The organism is Lewinella sp. W8 (assembly GCF_004375085.3).
GTDB lineage: Bacteria > Bacteroidota > Bacteroidia > Chitinophagales > Saprospiraceae > Neolewinella.
Genome location: NZ_SNAQ03000027.1, coordinates 14,957 through 31,947, shown reverse-complemented (window position 1 = coordinate 31,947; position 16,991 = coordinate 14,957). Strand labels below are relative to the sequence as shown.

Annotated in this window: 15 protein-coding genes and 2 tRNA genes; 5 read left to right on the top strand and 12 right to left on the bottom strand. The window is 58.5% G+C overall.

The annotated features are described in order from the left end of the window. Positions 1-936: 936 nt before the first annotated feature. Both E1J53_RS22335 and E1J53_RS22330 read right to left on the bottom strand, forming a co-directional pair. Positions 937-1,010 (bottom strand) — tRNA-Pro (locus E1J53_RS22335). Between the two features lie 164 nt (positions 1,011-1,174). Continuing rightward, entirely contained in the window at positions 1,175-2,971 is a 1,797-nt protein-coding gene (locus tag E1J53_RS22330; protein WP_134274649.1) for an SLC13 family permease, read from the bottom strand. A 232-nt stretch (positions 2,972-3,203) separates the two neighbouring features. Here E1J53_RS22330 and hemB point away from each other — a divergent pair, with 232 nt between their 5' ends. Next, positions 3,204-4,190 (top strand): porphobilinogen synthase, encoded by a 987-nt coding sequence (gene hemB, locus E1J53_RS22325; protein WP_134274648.1) that lies wholly within the window; start codon positions 3,204-3,206, stop codon positions 4,188-4,190. A gap of 141 nt (positions 4,191-4,331) precedes the next feature. Here the strand turns inward: hemB and E1J53_RS22320 are convergent, their stop codons facing one another. Beyond that, on the bottom strand, positions 4,332-5,354 hold the full coding sequence (locus E1J53_RS22320) for a PmoA family protein (RefSeq protein WP_134274647.1): 1,023 nt from the start codon (positions 5,352-5,354) through the stop codon (positions 4,332-4,334). Positions 5,355-5,524: 170 nt separating this feature from the next. Continuing rightward, positions 5,525-6,046, bottom strand: coding sequence for a 3'-5' exoribonuclease (locus E1J53_RS22315; protein WP_134274646.1), 522 nt, complete (start codon positions 6,044-6,046; stop codon positions 5,525-5,527). 227 nt (positions 6,047-6,273) lie between these two features. Between E1J53_RS22315 and E1J53_RS22310 the strand changes: the two genes are divergently transcribed. The 3 genes from E1J53_RS22310 (at position 6,274) to E1J53_RS22300 (ending at position 9,275) form a co-directional block, all read left to right on the top strand. After that, complete coding sequence (locus E1J53_RS22310; RefSeq protein ID WP_134274645.1) at positions 6,274-6,753, top strand: DoxX family membrane protein; 480 nt, start codon at positions 6,274-6,276, stop codon at positions 6,751-6,753. Positions 6,754-6,762: 9 nt separating this feature from the next. Beyond that, complete coding sequence (locus E1J53_RS22305) at positions 6,763-8,379, top strand: Gfo/Idh/MocA family oxidoreductase (RefSeq protein WP_216650090.1); 1,617 nt, start codon at positions 6,763-6,765, stop codon at positions 8,377-8,379. A 68-nt stretch (positions 8,380-8,447) separates the two neighbouring features. After that, positions 8,448-9,275: a bifunctional transcriptional activator/DNA repair enzyme AdaA gene (locus E1J53_RS22300; protein WP_134274644.1), complete on the top strand. Its 828-nt coding sequence runs from the start codon at positions 8,448-8,450 to the stop codon at positions 9,273-9,275. A 164-nt stretch (positions 9,276-9,439) separates the two neighbouring features. Here E1J53_RS22300 and hisH read toward each other — a convergent pair whose 3' ends face one another. From hisH to E1J53_RS22270, 6 genes are all read right to left on the bottom strand, one after another. Continuing rightward, on the bottom strand, positions 9,440-10,030 hold the full coding sequence (gene hisH, locus E1J53_RS22295) for an imidazole glycerol phosphate synthase subunit HisH (protein ID WP_134274643.1): 591 nt from the start codon (positions 10,028-10,030) through the stop codon (positions 9,440-9,442). 20 nt (positions 10,031-10,050) lie between these two features. After that, complete coding sequence (gene hisB / locus E1J53_RS22290; protein ID WP_134274642.1) at positions 10,051-11,187, bottom strand: bifunctional histidinol-phosphatase/imidazoleglycerol-phosphate dehydratase HisB; 1,137 nt, start codon at positions 11,185-11,187, stop codon at positions 10,051-10,053. Between the two features lie 26 nt (positions 11,188-11,213). Then, a complete protein-coding gene (hisC, locus tag E1J53_RS22285; protein WP_134274641.1) occupies positions 11,214-12,284 on the bottom strand; it encodes a histidinol-phosphate transaminase in 1,071 nt (356 codons plus the stop codon). A 53-nt stretch (positions 12,285-12,337) separates the two neighbouring features. Then, entirely contained in the window at positions 12,338-13,627 is a 1,290-nt protein-coding gene (gene hisD, locus E1J53_RS22280) for a histidinol dehydrogenase (RefSeq protein WP_134274640.1), read from the bottom strand. Between the two features lie 15 nt (positions 13,628-13,642). Further along, positions 13,643-14,506, bottom strand: coding sequence for an ATP phosphoribosyltransferase (hisG, locus tag E1J53_RS22275; protein WP_134274639.1), 864 nt, complete (start codon positions 14,504-14,506; stop codon positions 13,643-13,645). Positions 14,507-14,691: 185 nt separating this feature from the next. Further along, positions 14,692-14,764 (bottom strand) — tRNA-Phe (locus E1J53_RS22270). A gap of 194 nt (positions 14,765-14,958) precedes the next feature. On the opposite strand from E1J53_RS22270, the gene E1J53_RS22265 reads away from it, so the two are divergent. Further along, complete coding sequence (locus E1J53_RS22265; RefSeq protein ID WP_134274638.1) at positions 14,959-15,381, top strand: DUF1801 domain-containing protein; 423 nt, start codon at positions 14,959-14,961, stop codon at positions 15,379-15,381. A gap of 52 nt (positions 15,382-15,433) precedes the next feature. On the opposite strand, the gene E1J53_RS22260 is transcribed toward E1J53_RS22265, so the two are convergent. Beyond that, positions 15,434-16,360: an SRPBCC family protein gene (locus tag E1J53_RS22260; RefSeq protein ID WP_134274637.1), complete on the bottom strand. Its 927-nt coding sequence runs from the start codon at positions 16,358-16,360 to the stop codon at positions 15,434-15,436. A gap of 128 nt (positions 16,361-16,488) precedes the next feature. Then, the gene (locus tag E1J53_RS22255; RefSeq protein ID WP_134274636.1) at positions 16,489-16,854 is read right to left on the bottom strand and encodes a SnoaL-like domain-containing protein; all 366 of its coding nucleotides are present in this window, start codon (positions 16,852-16,854) and stop codon (positions 16,489-16,491) included. Positions 16,855-16,991 lie beyond the last annotated feature (137 nt).

Sequence of the window (16,991 nt, the reverse complement as noted above, 5' to 3'; positions counted from 1 at the left end):
TGCGTGCCGAACGGGTTTCTTAATGGTGGCGAAATGCGTCGGCCCTGCGGCTGGAATGGTTCGATTAAATTTGGTCGCTTCTTGGCTCCGGGGATGGGTGAATTTCCGGGTCGTTTGCTCTCCTTACGGGGGCTTAAACTGCCCGCCGGTTGCCACCGGCGGCGTCGATGATCGGTTAGCGTATTGATGGCGATTTCAGGAGTAATCGCAGTCGTACTTTGTTGGTCGTTGGGCGACAAGGCATGTGTGGGATGGCGCAAAGTTGTAACCCTTACAATGGCGTAGAGTTATGGCCGTTGTATGCTTTGTAATCTATGCCCCACGAATACCTTTTTTCACCTTTAGGTTTGTGGCCAGTAGTCTGACAGACTACTGGTTTATCATGACTCCCACTTAAGGAAATATCAAATGATTGAAGGCAGGTGGTGTTTCCTTTCCCCGAAAGGAAACCGAATCAGCCTGGGAAAACTGAAGGACCTTCCGCGAAAGAATGTGGCCAATCGATCTTGTTCATCCTTCTTTCTTTGATGGAGTGGTCGCCTTTCGGGGAAAGGCGACACCAGGCACTTATCCCCAGGATGGTTGATTATGATTTTCAAGAAGCCCAGGGCCTAGAGAATTTGGACTTAATTATTACAGAACAAGCCATAGTCTCTAGAAGGGGTATAACTCTATGCCATCCCACTCATGCCTTGTCGCTACTGTCCACCCATAAACAATTAACTAAAATGGTTCCCCTTTCGGCATGCTGGATGAGCTGCGCTGATCCAGCGTGGGGGTGGGTCTCAACGCACTGTAAGGTCACCCCTGCGGGGTCTGGCCTTTTGTACGCTGGTCGGGATGACTGGATTACTCCCTTCGGTCGTGTGCTTCGCGCTCGAACCAATTGGGCCAAAAAAATAGCCGCTCTGCGATGCAGAGCGGCTAAGCTTAGGGTCGGGATGACTGGATTCGAACCAGCGGCCTCGTCGTCCCGAACGACGCGCGCTACCGGGCTGCGCTACATCCCGCAGGGGGGGGCAAAATTAGCAGGATTTTTGGATTTTCCCGGCTCTTCGGGCAGATGTCTGCACCCGCGCGCCGACGCCCTCCTGCTTCTCCGGTACTTCGTTGTACTGCTCCCGCGAAAAGTTGTCGGCTAAGGCCACGGGATTACGCCCCTTGAACTATTCCACTACAGGCCGAAAAAGTAGGGAACCAGGAGGGTGGTCATGCCCCAGCAGATCAGGTTAAGCGGACCTCCAATGCGGGCAAAATCCAGGAAGCGATAGCGGCCCGCGCTGTACACCATGGCGTTGGTCTGGTAGCCAACGGGGGTCATGAAACTGGCGGAAGCGGCAATGCTGACCGTGACGAGCAGGGGCATGGGATCAACGCCGATTTGCTGAGCCGCGGCGATGGCGACCGGAGCCAGCAGGGCCGCCGTGGCGTTGTTGCTCATGGTTTCGGTGAGCAGGTTGGTGATGAAGTAAAGGGTCGCAATCAAAACGTAGGGTCCCGAACCCTGCAGATTTCCGGTCATCAACTCGGCGATCTGCCCGTCCAGTCCGCTGTTGCTCATGGCCTTGCCCAGGCTGAGGGCTCCGGCCAGCAGAAACACAATTTTCCAGTCTACGGCTTCGTAGGCTTCGGCCATGGTCAGGGTACGGCCCAGCACCAGCAGACAAACGCCCGCCAGCGCGGCGATACTGATGGGCACCAGCCCCGCCGTGGCCACCGCCACGAGGCCGACGATGGTGGTCAGCACGAAGTAAAAGCGAGCCGGATGGAAGTCGCTCAGGGCCGCACTGGAAAGGAGGATGAACGGGCTGTCCTGCTGCTGCTCGATCCGCTGCAGCTCCTTCAGGTAGTGGGTTTTCACTTCGGCCAGGATGACGTCTCCGGCCATTAGGGGCAAGCGGTACAGCTGCTCGTGGAGCGTCGCCTCGCGTTGCCGGATGGCCAGGGGCACGGCGCGGTAACTCCGCCGGAAGTCGACCTCGCGCAGGGTCTTGCCCACAAATTCTGAGTTGGGCGTAACCACCATTTCCACCAGACTGGAGTTGTTTCGTTCCAGGCCCGTCCCCATCACCTTGACGGATCCGGATTGATCGACCAGGCGCACCCAATCTTTGAGGCTTTTGATTTTTTCCCGGTCGCAACGCACCTTGAGGGTATCCCCCTCCACCAACCGGAAATCACCCGGCGGGAGGGTAAATACGTCCTGGTCCCGCCGCACCTCGATGATGTCCATGTCGAGTTCCCGCACGATGGGCGATTCCATAATGCGCTTCCCCGCTACGCGGGGATTGTTCAGGATTACAATTTCGGCCAGGTAATCATGCAGGGCAAACCGGTCGGCCAGATCGCCTTCTCCTTCCCGGTCCGGCAGCAGCCGGGCCCCGAGATAAGTAAGATAAACCACCCCGATGATCAGGAGGGGAACGCCGATGGGGGCCAGCGTAAAGACCGAAAACCCGGGCAATCCGTGATCCTGCGCGATGCCGCTGACGAGGATATTGGTGGAAGTACCGATCAGGGTGCACATGCCCCCCAGAATGCTCGCAAAGGAGAGGGGAATCAGCAGTCGGGAAGGCTTGATCCTGGCCGACACCGCGATGCGGTGCACGATGGGAATAAAGACGGCCACGACCGGCGTATTGTTGATGAAGGCAGAGACGGCGGCCACCAGCAACATCATCAGAAAGGTCGCGTACTGGGGCCGGCGACGGAAGCGGTCGGACATCCGGCTGGCCAGCAGCTGCAGGGCTCCCGTTTTCAGTAGGGCGGCGGACAGTACGAACATGAAGGCCACGGTAAGGGTAGCCCCGTTGCTGAAGCCCGCCAGTCCCTCGGTGGGGGAGATGACCTGCGTGCCCACCAGGGATACGATGATCAGCATCGCGATCAGGTCCACGGTCAGCCATTCGGTGACGAAGAGCAGCACGGCCACGAGGGCCACCAAAAGCGTGATGATGGCGGGGGTAATCATTCCGGCGTGAAGATAGCGCGGAGCGGAAGAGTGTGGGAGGCGAAGGCGGAAACAAGCGTGAAAAGAACGCGGCGGTTATCAGGCGCCTAATCTTCCGTCGTGGCCTCGGCTTCACCCCCAGCCTATCGGCCTCCGTTCGCTGGTAAATCCGGCCAAAAATTATAACCGGCCCGTGACCCTCCCACGCAGCACTCCGGCTACCTTTGTGCCTCCACATCGAAAATTTGCCCGTATGCTCCTGCGTCCCCGCCGAAACCGACAGTCGTCCGCCATCCGCTCAATGGTTCGAGAAACGGAACTCACCGTTGGCCATCTCGTGCAGCCTCTCTTTCTGATTCCCGATCCCAACGGTCGCCTCCCCGTAACCAGCCTTCCGGGCACCTTCCGGCTGGGCATCGAGCAGGTCCTGAAGGAAGTCGAGGAATGTGTGGCTTTGGGACTGCAAAGCTTCATGATGTTCCCCGCCGTGCCGGAAGAGCACAAGGACAAAACGGGCACCTACGCTACGGCAGCGGACAACTTTTACCTGGAGGCCGCCCGCCGCATCAAAGAAAAATTTCCCGACATCTGCCTGATCTCGGACGTCGCCCTCGACCCCTACAGTAGCGACGGACACGACGGAGTGGTCATCAACGGCAAGATCGACAACGACGAAACCCTGCCCCTGCTGGACGCCATGTCCGTGGCCCAGGCCCAGGCGGGGTTTGACCTGATCGGTCCCAGTGACATGATGGACGGCCGGGTGGGCTCCATCCGCCGGGCCCTGGACGCGGCCGGGTACACCGACACCGGCATCATGGCCTACACCGCCAAATACGCCAGCGCCTTCTACGGCCCCTTCCGCGATGCGCTCGACAGCGCTCCCCGGGCCCTGGAAAACGTACCGACGGACAAAAAGACCTACCAGATGGACCCGGCCAACACCCGCGAAGCCCTCCGGGAGGCCGCGCTGGACGCCGCCGAAGGCGCCGATTTCCTGATGGTCAAGCCCGCCCTCAATTACCTGGACATCATCTACCGTCTCCACGCCGCTCACCCCCTGCCCATCGCGGCCTACCACGTTTCCGGGGAATGCGCCATGCTTCTGGCCGCCGCCGAGCGCGGCTGGCTGGATTACCAGCAGGCCGCCAGCGAAGCGCTGCTGAGCATCCGCCGGGCCGGCGCCAGCGCCATCATCACCTACTTCGCCAAGGATTTTGCGAAGTGGAATGTTAGATGAACCGATGGTTCATCGGGAGTAGGTTAGTCTTTTAGTACGGTAGTAATAAGAGGAGATTTCCTCATGGGACGGCCACAATGCTAACACCATTGCCGACCTACTTCACGGCAAAACTACCGTACTTAAAAACTACCGAAAACATCACTCCCAAGCTAACTCCTCAAACAACTCCACGTCCGGTTCCCCGTCGAAGACGACGACCCGGAACCGCGACAGGTAGCTCGCTCCCGGCGGCAGGGTGAAGGCTCCCAGCACGACGGGGCTCACCACGAAGTAGGGGATGCCGGGGTGCACCCGTACGGGCTGTGGATAGCGGTAGTTATCCGGATGCGGAAAAATCGCTACGCCCGCCACGCTTCCCGCCACGTCGCCGTACATGGCGGTCCAGGCCGGACGGCTGTGGTTGGCGGCCTCCCGTCCGAGGCCCTCGCTGGTGAGGAAGGTGGGGTGACCGGAAAAGTGGAGGCTATCGCTGGGGTTCCAGTGCTTACTACCGCGGATGCCAAAACCGCCGTAGTGGTATTCGTTCAGGTGAAGCGTGTCTTCGGTAACGTTGCTTTGCCGGCTACGAAAATCGATGACGTGGACGTCCGTCCGGGGATGCAGGCGCGCCGTCCAGCTTTCCTCCAGCACCTTGCCGTACACCCGACTCAGGTGGTGCAGCTCGCTGCTGAAACCCACGAATCCGTCCTCGCGCAGGGTATCCGTGAGCCGGTGGTGAGCCACGGTGCCGAGCAGGTGGTGCTGATTCCAAAAGTCGACGAAACTGTCGCGGAAGGTAGTGTTGGTCCAGGCGTTGAAGAGGCCGTGCTGGTGGGCGTAGGCCACCGGAAAATCATCCGTGACGACCTTCCCGGCCGGACTGCTCAGCGGGTGCACAAATCCACTGCGGGCGTAGTGATCCGGCAGTCCGTCCGGCAGCCGAGGGGTCAGGTGATAGCGCAGCACCTCTCCGTCATTGCGCCGAAAACTGACGGCATCTTCGTCGATGATGATCGCCGTATCGGTCTCTGGAGCGGTGGCGGGCGACGGTCCCGAGTTCCGCAACTCGTCGGGATCGTCGATTCCCGAGGAATGCGACGGCGCCCCGGCTGAGCACGAGGGCGCAAGCGCGCAGGTGCCCAGCATTAGGGAGAGGAGCAGTAGGTAGAGGCAGTTTTTCATTTGACCAATATATCAACTTGTCAAAGAGATAATCATTGGAATGATCATTCCCCGAATGGTCACCGACCCGCTAAGAACTTGCCGATTGCTCAGGGTATGGGAGAAATGATTATTACTGACCATTGCGCCTTACCGAACAACCCGGCACCGGCACTCCGTTGCCCTAAAAATCACTTCAAAGGAATCTTCAACCCCAGATCCCGCTTCATCTTCAGCAGGGCTTCGGCGTTTCCCTTGGCGTCGTCCACCGGATGGTGGGTGTGGGAGGTTTCCCGCAGGTGCTTGAAATTTTTAAAGACGTCGTTGACCAGTCCCTTGTACAGGCTGCCCAGGTTCTGGGAGGAATGACCGAAGGGATTACCGCCGGTGAAGTGATGGAAATACCAGCAGACGAACATCCAGTCGAAGCCATTATTGTCGCTAATGAAGAGGGGCCGACCGGTGGAGTACTCCGCCACCCAGTCGGCGAAGGCGGCCATCACCTCGGCGGGGTCATCAAAGGTCAGTGTCTCCTGGCGGGAGTGGCCCGAAACCCGGAGGGCCTCCTCCACGTAGCGATCAGAAATAGGCCGTAACCTTCCGTAGAAAGTATGCTCCAGCCCCTCCCGGACGATGACCGCACCGAGGGAAACCATGGAATAATCACCGGGGATGGGACCGTCGGTCTCGACGTCCACCATTACGTAACTCATGGGAGTGTATTTTGCTTATCGGGACATAACATCTACGGGCATCCAATTGGTTCCCCAAAGAAGAAAAAAGGTTCGCAACAAAAGTCTCCCGCAAGGCTGACCAAAATCACTAAGTCCGTAACGGAACGCCCTTACTTTACGGGGGTTGTTGCTCCGCACCGGACGGCAGAACCCTCCGTTCTCCTTTCCAACCTCCGGACGGATCAGCCGCTTAAAGCACACTGATCATGACAAATTACACTAAGGGCCAGGAGTTTTTCCTGGTAGTCTTACGCCTAGCCATCGGTTGGCACTTTCTCTACGAAGGGGTCGTAAAGCTCTGGAACCCCAACTGGTCGGCCCGGGGCTACCTGACGGATTCCGCCGGCCCCTTCAAGGATCTTTTTTACGAAATGGGCAGCAATCCTACCGTCCTTTCCGTGGTCGACACGGCCAACGTCTGGGGGTTGATCCTCATTGGCTTAGGCCTGCTTTTCGGTTTCATGACGCGCTGGGCCGCCCTGGGGGGAATCATCTTGCTTGGTTTCTACTTCCTCTCGCATCCACCGCTGATTGACGTGAAATACGCATTACCCAGTGAGGGAAGCTACCTCTTCATCAATAAAAATCTCATTGAGCTATTTGCCCTGGGGGTCTTAATGGTTTTCCCGTCGAGCCAACGCTGGGGACTGGATGGCCTACTGAAACGCACCTACGCAACCGCTTAAATACTGATCATGGAAACGAATAAGAACGAAGAAAAAATGGAGGGTGCGGATACCAAACGACGCAGCTTCGTCAAGGGCCTAATCGGTCTTCCCGTTTTGGGAGCCTTTGCGGCCGGAGCGCTGGCCAAATACCAGAGCGACCAGGCGGCCAAACGGCAAATCCTCGACGAACTGAACGTCGAACCCGCCCGGCCACCCGCTACCGGCCCGATGGCCGGTGATCCCATTCGGGTGGGCATCATCGGCTTCGGCATCCGCGGCGAACAACTGACCCGCGCCCTGGGCTTCGCCACCCCACAGTGGAAAGCAGGCATGAAGGAACGGGCCATGAAAAACCCGAAGGACACCCGCCTGAAGGACTTCCTGGAGCAGGAGAACCTCAACGTAAAGATCACCGCGGTCTGCGATGCTTTTGAGGTTCGTCGGGAACTGGCCCAGGCTGCCGGAACGGTGGATGGTCAGGCGCCAACGATCTACCAGGACTATCGCAAGCTGCTCGAATCGCCCGAGGTGGACGCCGTCGTCATCGGCACCCCCGACCACTGGCACGCACCGATGAGCCTCGCGGCCATTGCCGCGGGTAAACACGTCTACGTGGAGAAATGCATGACCCACAAAGTGGCCGAAACCTACGCCCTTTACGATGCGGTCAAAAATTCCGCCATCAAATTCCAGCTGGGGCACCAGCACCGGCAAACGCAGAGCTTCCTGACGGCCAGAGACATCATCGAAAAAAACATCCTGGGCCACATTTCTCTGATTCAGACCAACACCAACCGGAACGACGACAACGGTGCCTGGCAGTACCACATTCACGAGAAGGCCAGTCCGCAGACCATCGACTGGGAAAACTTCCTCGGAAACGCCCCCAAAATTCCCTTCAATAAGGAACACTTTTTCCGGTGGCGCAAGTGGTGGGAATACGGTACGGGGCTGACCGGCGACCTCCTCACCCACGATTACGACCGGGTGAATTGCCTGCTCAATATGGGGATTCCCGACGCCGTGGTTTGCTCCGGCGGGGTGTACACCCACCGCGACGGGCGGACGGTTCCCGACGTACTTCAGGTGGTGATGGAATACGAAGACTACTACCGGGGCGGCTCCCAGGAATCCGGCAAGGAAAAGGGCATGACCTTCATTTACAGCGCCACGCTGGGGAACCAGTTCAGTCGGCCCACCCTGCTGATGGGCCACGACGGAACGATGGAGCTGGGTGCTCAACTCACCGTCTACCCCGACGCGCGATCCACCCGCTACGAGGAGATGTTGCAGGATCAGCTGGTCTCGACCACCACGCCGATGTACGCATACAACCCGGCGTCAAAGGGTGTGGACGGCGTAACCGGCGCCACTGCCAAGTACTTTGCGGACAAGGGCCTCATGTGGACCTACCGCGACGGTAAACGGGTGGATTCCACCTTCCTGCACATGCGGGAATGGCTCAGTGCCATCCGCAACGACCACGGCGTAAGTTGTGGCATTGAGGAAGGCTTTGAGGAGGCCATGTCTGCTCACATGTCCACCATCGCCTACCGCACGGGAAAGCGGGTGGAGTGGGACCGCGAAAACCGCGTGATCAAAAACGTGACGACGGAAGAATTGGAAGCGATTGGGATTGCGTGAGGTGAGGAAAGTACGAACTCCGCAAGAATCGGATTGTGCTGCCTCCGCACCTCCCCTACTTTTGGACCATGACACCAACCGAACACCATTACGAGCGGGTGGCGGCGGCCATCCGCTACCTGCGGGAACACGCGCAGGAGCAGCCCAGTCTGGAGGACGTAGCGGCCCACGTGCACCTGAGCAAGTATCACTTCCAGCGCCTGTTTCGGGAATGGGCGGGGGTGAGTCCCAAGCGGTTTTTGCAACACCTGACGCTGGAGCACGCCAAGGCCGGCCTGCGGGCCGGCGTCTCCACCCTGGAGGCCGCCCACGCTGCGGGGCTATCCGGCAACGGCCGGCTGCACGATCTGTTCGTGCAGCTGCAGGGGTGCTCACCCGGAGCGTGGCGCGACCGGGGCGCGGGCGTCGACATCACCTACCGGGAAATTACTACCCCGTTTGGCGTGGCGCTGGCGGCGGCCACCGAACTGGGGATCTGTTTTCTTTCTTTTTTGGAAAGGAACGCTAACCCGGAGCAGGAGCTCCGTAGGGAATTCCCCGAGGCACGATTGCACCGGGGAGATAGTGTGCACCTGCGCGCCGTCGGCCGATTCTTTAAGGATTGGCAGCTACCCGATAAACCACTGGTCCTGGACCTAAGGGGAACGCCCTTCCAACTGAGTGTCTGGCGGGCGCTGCTGCAGATCCCTTCCGGGCACCTTCGCTCCTACGGAGACATTGCGACCCAGGTTGGGAAGCCCGCTGCCGTCCGTGCCGTAGGCACGGCCATCGGGAAAAACCCTATCGCCTTCTTGATTCCCTGCCATCGGGTGCTGCGCCAAAACGGCGCCCTCGGCGGCTACCGCTGGGGTCCGGAACGCAAGGAAATTATGGTGGGCTACGAGGCGGTGAGGTGAAGGGCTACGTGGCCCGAGCTTTGGTTATCGCGGTCTCGGTTATCCTGACCCGGGCCCTGGAAGGGTCCTCCTCCATGAGCGAGGTCTGCAACCGGAGCGATAGCTCCGGTCAGGGCCTCGCGGTCATTGGGCCAACCAACCGTAATCCATTTCAAAATTCACCCCTACAACGCCAGAAAATCCCGCAAGATCTGCTCCCCCGCCGCAGCGGATTTCTCTGGGTGAAACTGCGCGGCGTAGAAGTTGTCCTTCTGCATCATGGCGGCGAAGGTTTTGCCGCAGTACGCCGTCGTGGCTACCGTATCGGGGCCGGCTTCCACGTAGTAACTGTGCACGTAGTAGCAGTACGTTCCGTTCACGGAATCACTCACCCAGTCGTTCTTTTCGGTCAGGCTGACGTCGTTCCACCCCATGTGGGGTACCTTCTCGCCATCGGTCGGTACAAACTTCCGGACCCGCTCCGGAAACACCCCGATGCAGGGCACGTCCCCTTCCTCACTGTGGCTACAGAGCAGCTGCATCCCCACGCAAATCCCGAAGACGGGTTGCGTCAGGGAACGGATCAGGTCACTCAGGCCCGTCTCGTTCAGGTGAGCCATCGTGGACGCCGCGGCGCCCACCCCCGGAAAAATCACCTTATCCGCGGCGCGGATCACGTCGTGGTCACTCGTCAGCACGTGTTCCACCCCGATGCGCTCCAGGGCGTAGAGCACGGATCGAATATTACCGGCATTGTAGTCAATTACGGCTACCATGGCACCTATCTTTTTTGAGTTTAGAGCATTCCCTTGGTGGAGGGCAGTCGCATATTGTCCACGTCACGGCGCTTGGCCATCTTGATGGCCTTGGCCAGCGCCTTGAAGGTCGCCTCGATCATGTGGTGTTCGTTCTGCCCTTCGGCCTTGATGTTCAGGTTGCATTTCGCGCCGTCGCTAAACGACTTGAAGAAGTGGTGGAACATCTCGGTGGGCATATCCCCGATCTTTTCGCGTTTGTAGGCTGCTTCCCAGACCAGCCAGGGGCGTCCGCCGAAGTCAAGGCCGACCTGTACGAGGGCCTCATCCATCACCAGGTGGAAACCGTACCGCTCAATGCCCATCTTATTCCCCAGGGCCGCGCCGAAGGCTTCGCCCAGGGCGATGGCCGTGTCCTCAATGGTATGATGCTCGTCAATGTGGAGGTCACCGGCCACCTTCACGCTCAGGTCACAACCGGAATGGCGGCCGAGTTGATCCAGCATATGGTCGAAGAACCCCAGGCCGGTATCCATTCGGGTCTTGCCCGTGCCGTCCAGATCCAGTTCAATCTGGATGTCCGTTTCCTTGGTCGTCCGACGGATGCTGGCCGTACGGTTTTCCAGCCGCAGTAAGCGGTAGATTTCCTCCCAGTCGGTCGTGCGCAGCGCAATGGTATCGTCCAGACTCGCCAGTTGGTCAGCGTCCAGTTCCTCGTTACCCAACTCCGGATCGTTCGCAATCCAGATGCCCTTACCACCCAGGTTTTTGGCCAGTTGCATGTCCGTCAATCGATCACCGACGACGTAACTGTTCGCCAGATCGTACGCCCCCTCCAGGTAATGGGTGAGCAGGGCCGTGCCGGGCTTGCGGGTGGGCTGATTGTCGGCCGCGAAGGTGCGGTCAATAATTTCTTCGGCGAAGGTGATGCCCTCGGCCGCCAGCGCACGCCGCATGGCTTCGTGCGTGGGCCAGAAATTCTCTTCGGGGTAGCTGTCCGTGCCAAGTCCATCCTGGTTGGTCACCATGACGAGCTGGTAGTCCAGCTCCCGCACGATGCGCCCCAACCACCGGAAAACACCGGGATAAAAGTTCAGCTTGTCGATGTGATCGACCTGGTAGTCTTCGGGCTCCAGGATGAGGGTACCGTCACGGTCTAGGAAAAGGACTTTTTGCACGTTACGCGAAATTGTGGTTCTTATACTTATTGAGCATCAAATTCCCGCAGCGCCGCCAGCAAACGGTCGTTCTCCTCGGGAAGTCCGGCCGTGATCCGCAGACAGTTCTCGGCGTTGGGCTGGTAACTTTGATTGCGGACCACAATGCCACGGTCCAGCAAAAACTGGTACACGGCCGCACTGTCCTGAAAGCGTACCAGCAGGAAGTTGGTCACCGACGGGAAGATGTACTCCACACAGGCCAAGCTGTCCAGCTCCCGGGCCAGCCGCTTTCGCTCCCCGATCAGGGTATTGACTTTGGCCTGCATCACCTCGGGGCGTTGCAGCGCCGCCAGCGCGCGCTCCTGACTGATAACGTTCACGTTGTAGGGCGGCTTGATGGCCTTCATCATCGTGATGATGAACTCGGAGGCAAAGGCCATCCCCACGCGGGCGCCGGCCATACCCCAACCCTTCGACATGGTTTGGGTAATGATCAGGTTCGGGAATTCATCGAGGCGAGGCAAGAAGCTGGCCTCCGGGGTGAAGTCGATGTAGGCCTCGTCGAGCACCACAATGCCGGGGAAGGTCCGGATCAGGTCCTCCATCACGGCCGGGTCCATCGCGTTACCGCTGGGGTTGTTGGGACTGCAGAGCCAGAGGATCCGCGTCTTATCGTCAAAGGCCCCTTTGAGTTGGTCTACCGGAATGGTGAAATCGGGGAGCAGGTTGACCGCCCGGAACTCCACGTCATTGATGCCCGCCGCTACCTTGTACATCCCGAAGGTTGGGGGCAGCGCCAGCACCGCGTCGCGTCCGGGGTGACAGAAAATACGCGTCACGTAGTCGACCAACTCATCGGAGCCGTTGCCGAGCATGATGCGCTCCGGATCGACGTTGCGCAAACCACCGATGGCCTGGCGCACGGCGGTGGCCAGTGGGTCCGGGTAGCGGTTGACGCCATTATCGAAGGGACTTTCGTTGGCGTCGAGCAGCACCTCGGCAACGCCCTTGAACTCACTCCGGGCACTGGAGTAGGGCTTCAGCGTCAGGATATTCGGTCGGACGAGTTCGCGGATTTTTTCCGGCGTCCAGGAAATGGTTTCGGTGGCGGTCATGTTTTTAAATTTTGGCGAATCGCGGGTGCAATGTTGTTTGGTTGGGCAATGATTTATTGGGCTTTCAGGCTCGCCAGTCGGAGGCTGACGGCGTTCTTGTGGGCATCAAGTTCTTCGGCGGCAGCCATCACCTCCACGGTGGGCCCCAGGGTACGCAGTCCGTCGGCCGTAAGCTCCTGAAAGGTGATTTTCTTCACGAAGCTGTCCAGGCTCACACCGCTGTAGTTGCGGGCGTATCCGTAGGTGGGCAGGGTATGGTTGGTGCCGCTGGCGTAGTCGCCCACACTCTCCGGGGTGTGGTATCCCAAAAAGATGGAACCGGCGTTACGAATCTGCTTACTGAACGCCCGTGCCTCCTGCATGCTCAGGATAAGGTGTTCCGGAGCGTAGGCATTGACGTAGTCCACACGATCCTGTGGATTGGAGAACACCACCGTCAGGCTGTTGGCAATGCTTTGTTCGGCCAACTCCCGGCGGGGAAGATCCGCCAGTTGCCGCTGCACTTCCTCCCGGATCGTTTCTGCCTGCTCCTGATTATCTACGACCAGCACAACCTGGCTATCGTGGCCGTGCTCGGCCTGACTCAGCAAATCCGCGGCTACGTGGGCGGCCTCGGCACCTGCGTCCGCGCAAACCAGTACTTCGCTCGGACCGGCCGGCATGTCAATCGCCAGCCCGTCCAGCATCGCCAGTTGTTTGGCTACGGTAACGTAGGCGTTACCGGGACCGAAGATCTTGTACACCGCCGGCACGCTCTCCGTGCCGTAGGCCAGGGCCGCAATGGCCTGCGACCCACCGACCCGGAAAATTTTGGTCACCCCACAGGCGTCCGCCGCAAAGAGGATGGCCGGATGAATTTCTCCCGACTTATCGGGCGGAGAACACAGCACGATTTCTTCACAACCGGCGATGTTGGCCGGGACGGCCAGCATCAGCACCGTACTGAACAGGGGGGCCGTCCCCCCAGGAATGTACAGACCCACCCGGTCGATGCCCCGGCTCTCCCGCCAGCAGCGGACCCCGGGCATGGTCTCCACCACCTCGGCCGTAGTGACCTGACTCCGGTGAAAAGTCTCGATGTTTTGTCGGGCGGTGAGGATAGCCCGCCGCAACTCCGGACTCAGCTTATCGCCGGCAGCCTTGATGGCCGCGGCCGGAACGGCCAACTGGTCGAGTTCGACCCCGTCAAAGCGCGCGGTGAACTCCCGCAGGGCCGCGTCACCCCGCTGCTTTACGGCGGCCATGATTTCCCCCACTCGTTTCTGTAGGTTGGAGAGATCCTTGGCGGGGCGCTTCAGCAGCTCCGGCCAGTCGGCGCGCGGTGGGTTATCGTAAATACGCATGCTACTCATTCTGGATTAGACAATCATTTTGTCGATGGGAACGATGAGGATGCCTTCGGCTCCGGCTTCGCGGAGTTGATCGATGATGTCCCAGAAGCTGTCCTCGGCGATCACCGTGTGTACGCTGCTCCAGCCCGCTTCGGCCAGCGGCAGTACCGTAGGCGAACGCATCCCCGGCAGCATCTTAATGATCGTTTCCACCTTCTGGTTTGGCACGTTCATCAATAAATATTTCTGGTTGCGGGCCGCCAGCACGGAACGAATCCGGAAGAGCAGCCGATCCAGGATTTCCCGGCGGGTAGCGTCAATCTTGGGGCTGGCCGCAATGACGGCCTCGGACTTCAGGATGATGTCCCGTTCCTCCAGACCATTTTTGAAGAGCGTGGAGCCCGTGGAAACCAGGTCACAGATGGCATCGGCCAGGCCGATGTTCGGGGCGATCTCCACCGATCCGGAAATTTCGTGAATCTCCGCATCAATGTCTTGCGCCTTCAGGTAGGCCCGCAGGCTGTTGGGGTAGCTGGTGGCGATCCGCTTTCCGTTGAGGTCCTGCGGCCCCGCGTAGACGGTGCCGCGGGGCGTAGCCAGGCTCAGGCGGCACTTCGAAAAACCAAGATGCTGTACGACCTCCCCTTCTTTCTCTTTCTCAACGAGAGTGTTTTCTCCAATGATGCCAATATCCGCTACGCCATCCTGGATGTACTGCGGAATGTCACTGTTGCGGAGGTACAGAATTTCCGCCGGAAAATTACGGGCCGGAGCTTTGAGCTGATCACGGCCGTTGTCGATTCTGATGCCACACTCTTTCAGCAACTGAATGGAATCCTGCAACAGGCGGCCGGATTTTTGCACGGCAATGCGAAGACGGGGGGTCGACATTTCTTGGTTATTTGGTTTTCGATACGAAGGGGGTAGAAACAAAAAAGGCCCGACGGAGTAGCTCCGACGGACCTTTTGATAGCTTTTGGGAAACCAGGTTCTTCCACCAGAACTACCGCTCGCCGACGGGGCAAGACATAGCAGCATGGTGATGATGGAGGAAGTTGGTCATGGTTTTCCTTGGGTGGTGTGGGGCGGAATCGAACCGCCGACACATGGATTTTCAGTCCATTGCTCTACCAACTGAGCTACCGCACCTTAATTTATTAGCAGGCGTTCCCGCTAAAGCGACGCAAATTTAATAACGAAGCGGTGAATTAGACAAGCCTTCGGAAGAAAATTTACGTTGTTCTTATTTCTGGAACGCTTTTCGTGGGGGAGAAGTTGCCATGTCGGCCTTTGCCGTTAACTTGGTGGAACCTCTCCATTTCTCCAACTATATAATAAGTAGCATGGCCGAAAATAAAACCAAACCCACGGAAAAAAGTCCCGAGGACTTCCTGGCTGCCGTCACCGATGAGCAGCAACGCGAAGACAGTCAGTGGATTCTGAAGACCATGCGTGAGGTGACCGATTCCCCACCGGTCATGTGGGGGCCCAGTATCATTGGCTTTGGCAAGTTCCGTTACGTCTACCCCACGGGAAGAGAGGGGGATTGGATGCTGACGGGATTCAGCCCCCGTAAAGGAAAAATATCCGTGTACCTCATGAGTGGCGTGGAGCGGGAAACCGACTTACTCGCTAAACTGGGCAAGTACAAAACGGGCAAAAGCTGCCTGTACATCAAGCGCCTGAGCGACGTGGACCTGGACGTCCTGAAGCAGCTGATCGAAGCCTCGGTGGAAAAAGTCAGGAATAACGATATCCACTATTGACGAAAGGAAGAACCTGAAAAGGAAAAGGCCGGGATGTATCCCGGCCCTCCCCTCACTTCACCGCGAAGTGAATATCGGTGATGAGTTCTTCGTCCGGAACCTCCCCCGGAGCATTACCGTAGACCTCAAAGGGGTGGATGCCCCGCTGCACCTTAAACTCCTTTCCCCGCTGCATCATGACCAGGGCCGACCAGGCGTTGCCCAGGTGTTTGTAGGGGCCAACGTGCCGCAGGGTGTACGTTCTGGTGGCGGGTATGCTTCCGGCCTTGAGTCCTGCGGGCAGGCTCGCGGGAGCTTCCGCTACGGGCAGGGCAATCGTGTAGTTGACTTGATTCTTAACCATGTCAAACTTATGGTAAATGGAAAAGGGTGCGCCACTGGCGCTGAATACCCCTTCCTCCTGATGTTTGGCGAGTTTGGTGAGGTCGGCGTTCATTTGCGGACCTACGTCGGCCTGGGTGGTGGCGGTGGTAATCCCCACGTAAGCCGTTCCGGGATACTCTCCGTAGCCGAGAAATTCCAGTTGGGAGCTTACCGCTCCGTCCTCGACGTATTCCTTGAGCATCGCCAGTCCGCGGTCATAGTCGGAGTTGAGGTAGGCGATCATGGAGTTTTTCATCCAGAACAGGTAAAACGGCAGGCTCGTATCCATGTTCCAGCTGACCGTAGTGCCACCCCCGGACTTCGCCCGGCAGTCGAAGCTGACCTTCGCGCTCGATTTCCAGGGCTTGAGAAATTCCAGGTCGTAGTCCACCCGGCTCGGAGCCGTGCTGTCGGTGACCGTCATGTTGCCGACACCCGTCCGCTGGCCTTCCCATTCGTAATACTTTCCGTCTTCCGCAACGGAGACCTTCGCCTCCGGCTCGGCAATCAGCCAGGGCGACCAGGGCCGCCAGTGGTGAAAATTGCTGACGATTTCGTAAACCTTCTCGGGAGTAGCGTCGACGTCGATTGATCGACTGATGTGAATGGCTGGCATAGCTTGGGATGGTGGTTATTGGGTAAAGGATGGGGAAAATGTAGGCGCTTGACGCTACCTAAAGATAAGGGGAAAGGGCGCATAGTGGAGGCTCCCCCACTATGCGCCACACGGGGTAGGCCACTGGCTTAACCCGGCATCTGGTAAAAAAAGCGTTCACTGATGATCTTACCGTCCTTTACCTCGTAGAGGCAGATTTCGGAGCCTTTTTCGCGGGTGCCGTCCTTCTTTTCCACGTCGATGTACATCCCGACGCTGATAAAATTATCGTAGACGAAGGGATCGGTGACGGTCATCTCGTGCACCGCCTCCATGTCTTCGCCCCAGGCCTTACTCTTGGCGAGCATATTGTCCAGGCCGACCACGGTGCCGTCGGGCACCCCGGGGGCTTCGTGGGAGGAGGCGTCCTGGCTGAAGAGGGAGGTGTAGGCTTCTTCAAACTGGCCGGTACGGCACAGTTCTACGAGGCGATCGGCAATTTGCTGGGTAGTCATGGTTATTGGGTGGTTTTGTTTAGGTTCCAAAAATAGGGTTGGGGGAAATTAAAATCAACAAAATATTGTATAAATTCACGAATTAAAATAATTTAAAACAATTCTTGTTTTTGACCTACCCCAGCCGCAATTTCGCA

Excerpts from the sequence above, each read along its gene's own strand:
- E1J53_RS22330 (WP_134274649.1), bottom strand. The coding sequence starts at position 2,971 with ATGATTACCCCCGCCATCATCACGCTTTTGGTGGCCCTCGTGGCCGTG.
- hemB (WP_134274648.1), top strand. The coding sequence starts at position 3,204 with ATGCTCCTGCGTCCCCGCCGAAACCGACAGTCGTCCGCCATCCGCTCA.
- E1J53_RS22320 (WP_134274647.1), bottom strand. The coding sequence starts at position 5,354 with ATGAAAAACTGCCTCTACCTACTGCTCCTCTCCCTAATGCTGGGCACC.
- E1J53_RS22315 (WP_134274646.1), bottom strand. The coding sequence starts at position 6,046 with ATGAGTTACGTAATGGTGGACGTCGAGACCGACGGTCCCATCCCCGGT.
- E1J53_RS22310 (WP_134274645.1), top strand. The coding sequence starts at position 6,274 with ATGACAAATTACACTAAGGGCCAGGAGTTTTTCCTGGTAGTCTTACGC.
- E1J53_RS22305 (WP_216650090.1), top strand. The coding sequence starts at position 6,763 with ATGGAAACGAATAAGAACGAAGAAAAAATGGAGGGTGCGGATACCAAA.
- E1J53_RS22300 (WP_134274644.1), top strand. The coding sequence starts at position 8,448 with ATGACACCAACCGAACACCATTACGAGCGGGTGGCGGCGGCCATCCGC.
- hisH (WP_134274643.1), bottom strand. The coding sequence starts at position 10,030 with ATGGTAGCCGTAATTGACTACAATGCCGGTAATATTCGATCCGTGCTC.
- hisC (WP_134274641.1), bottom strand. The coding sequence starts at position 12,284 with ATGACCGCCACCGAAACCATTTCCTGGACGCCGGAAAAAATCCGCGAA.
- hisD (WP_134274640.1), bottom strand. The coding sequence starts at position 13,627 with ATGCGTATTTACGATAACCCACCGCGCGCCGACTGGCCGGAGCTGCTG.
- hisG (WP_134274639.1), bottom strand. The coding sequence starts at position 14,506 with ATGTCGACCCCCCGTCTTCGCATTGCCGTGCAAAAATCCGGCCGCCTG.
- E1J53_RS22265 (WP_134274638.1), top strand. The coding sequence starts at position 14,959 with ATGGCCGAAAATAAAACCAAACCCACGGAAAAAAGTCCCGAGGACTTC.
- E1J53_RS22260 (WP_134274637.1), bottom strand. The coding sequence starts at position 16,360 with ATGCCAGCCATTCACATCAGTCGATCAATCGACGTCGACGCTACTCCC.
- E1J53_RS22255 (WP_134274636.1), bottom strand. The coding sequence starts at position 16,854 with ATGACTACCCAGCAAATTGCCGATCGCCTCGTAGAACTGTGCCGTACC.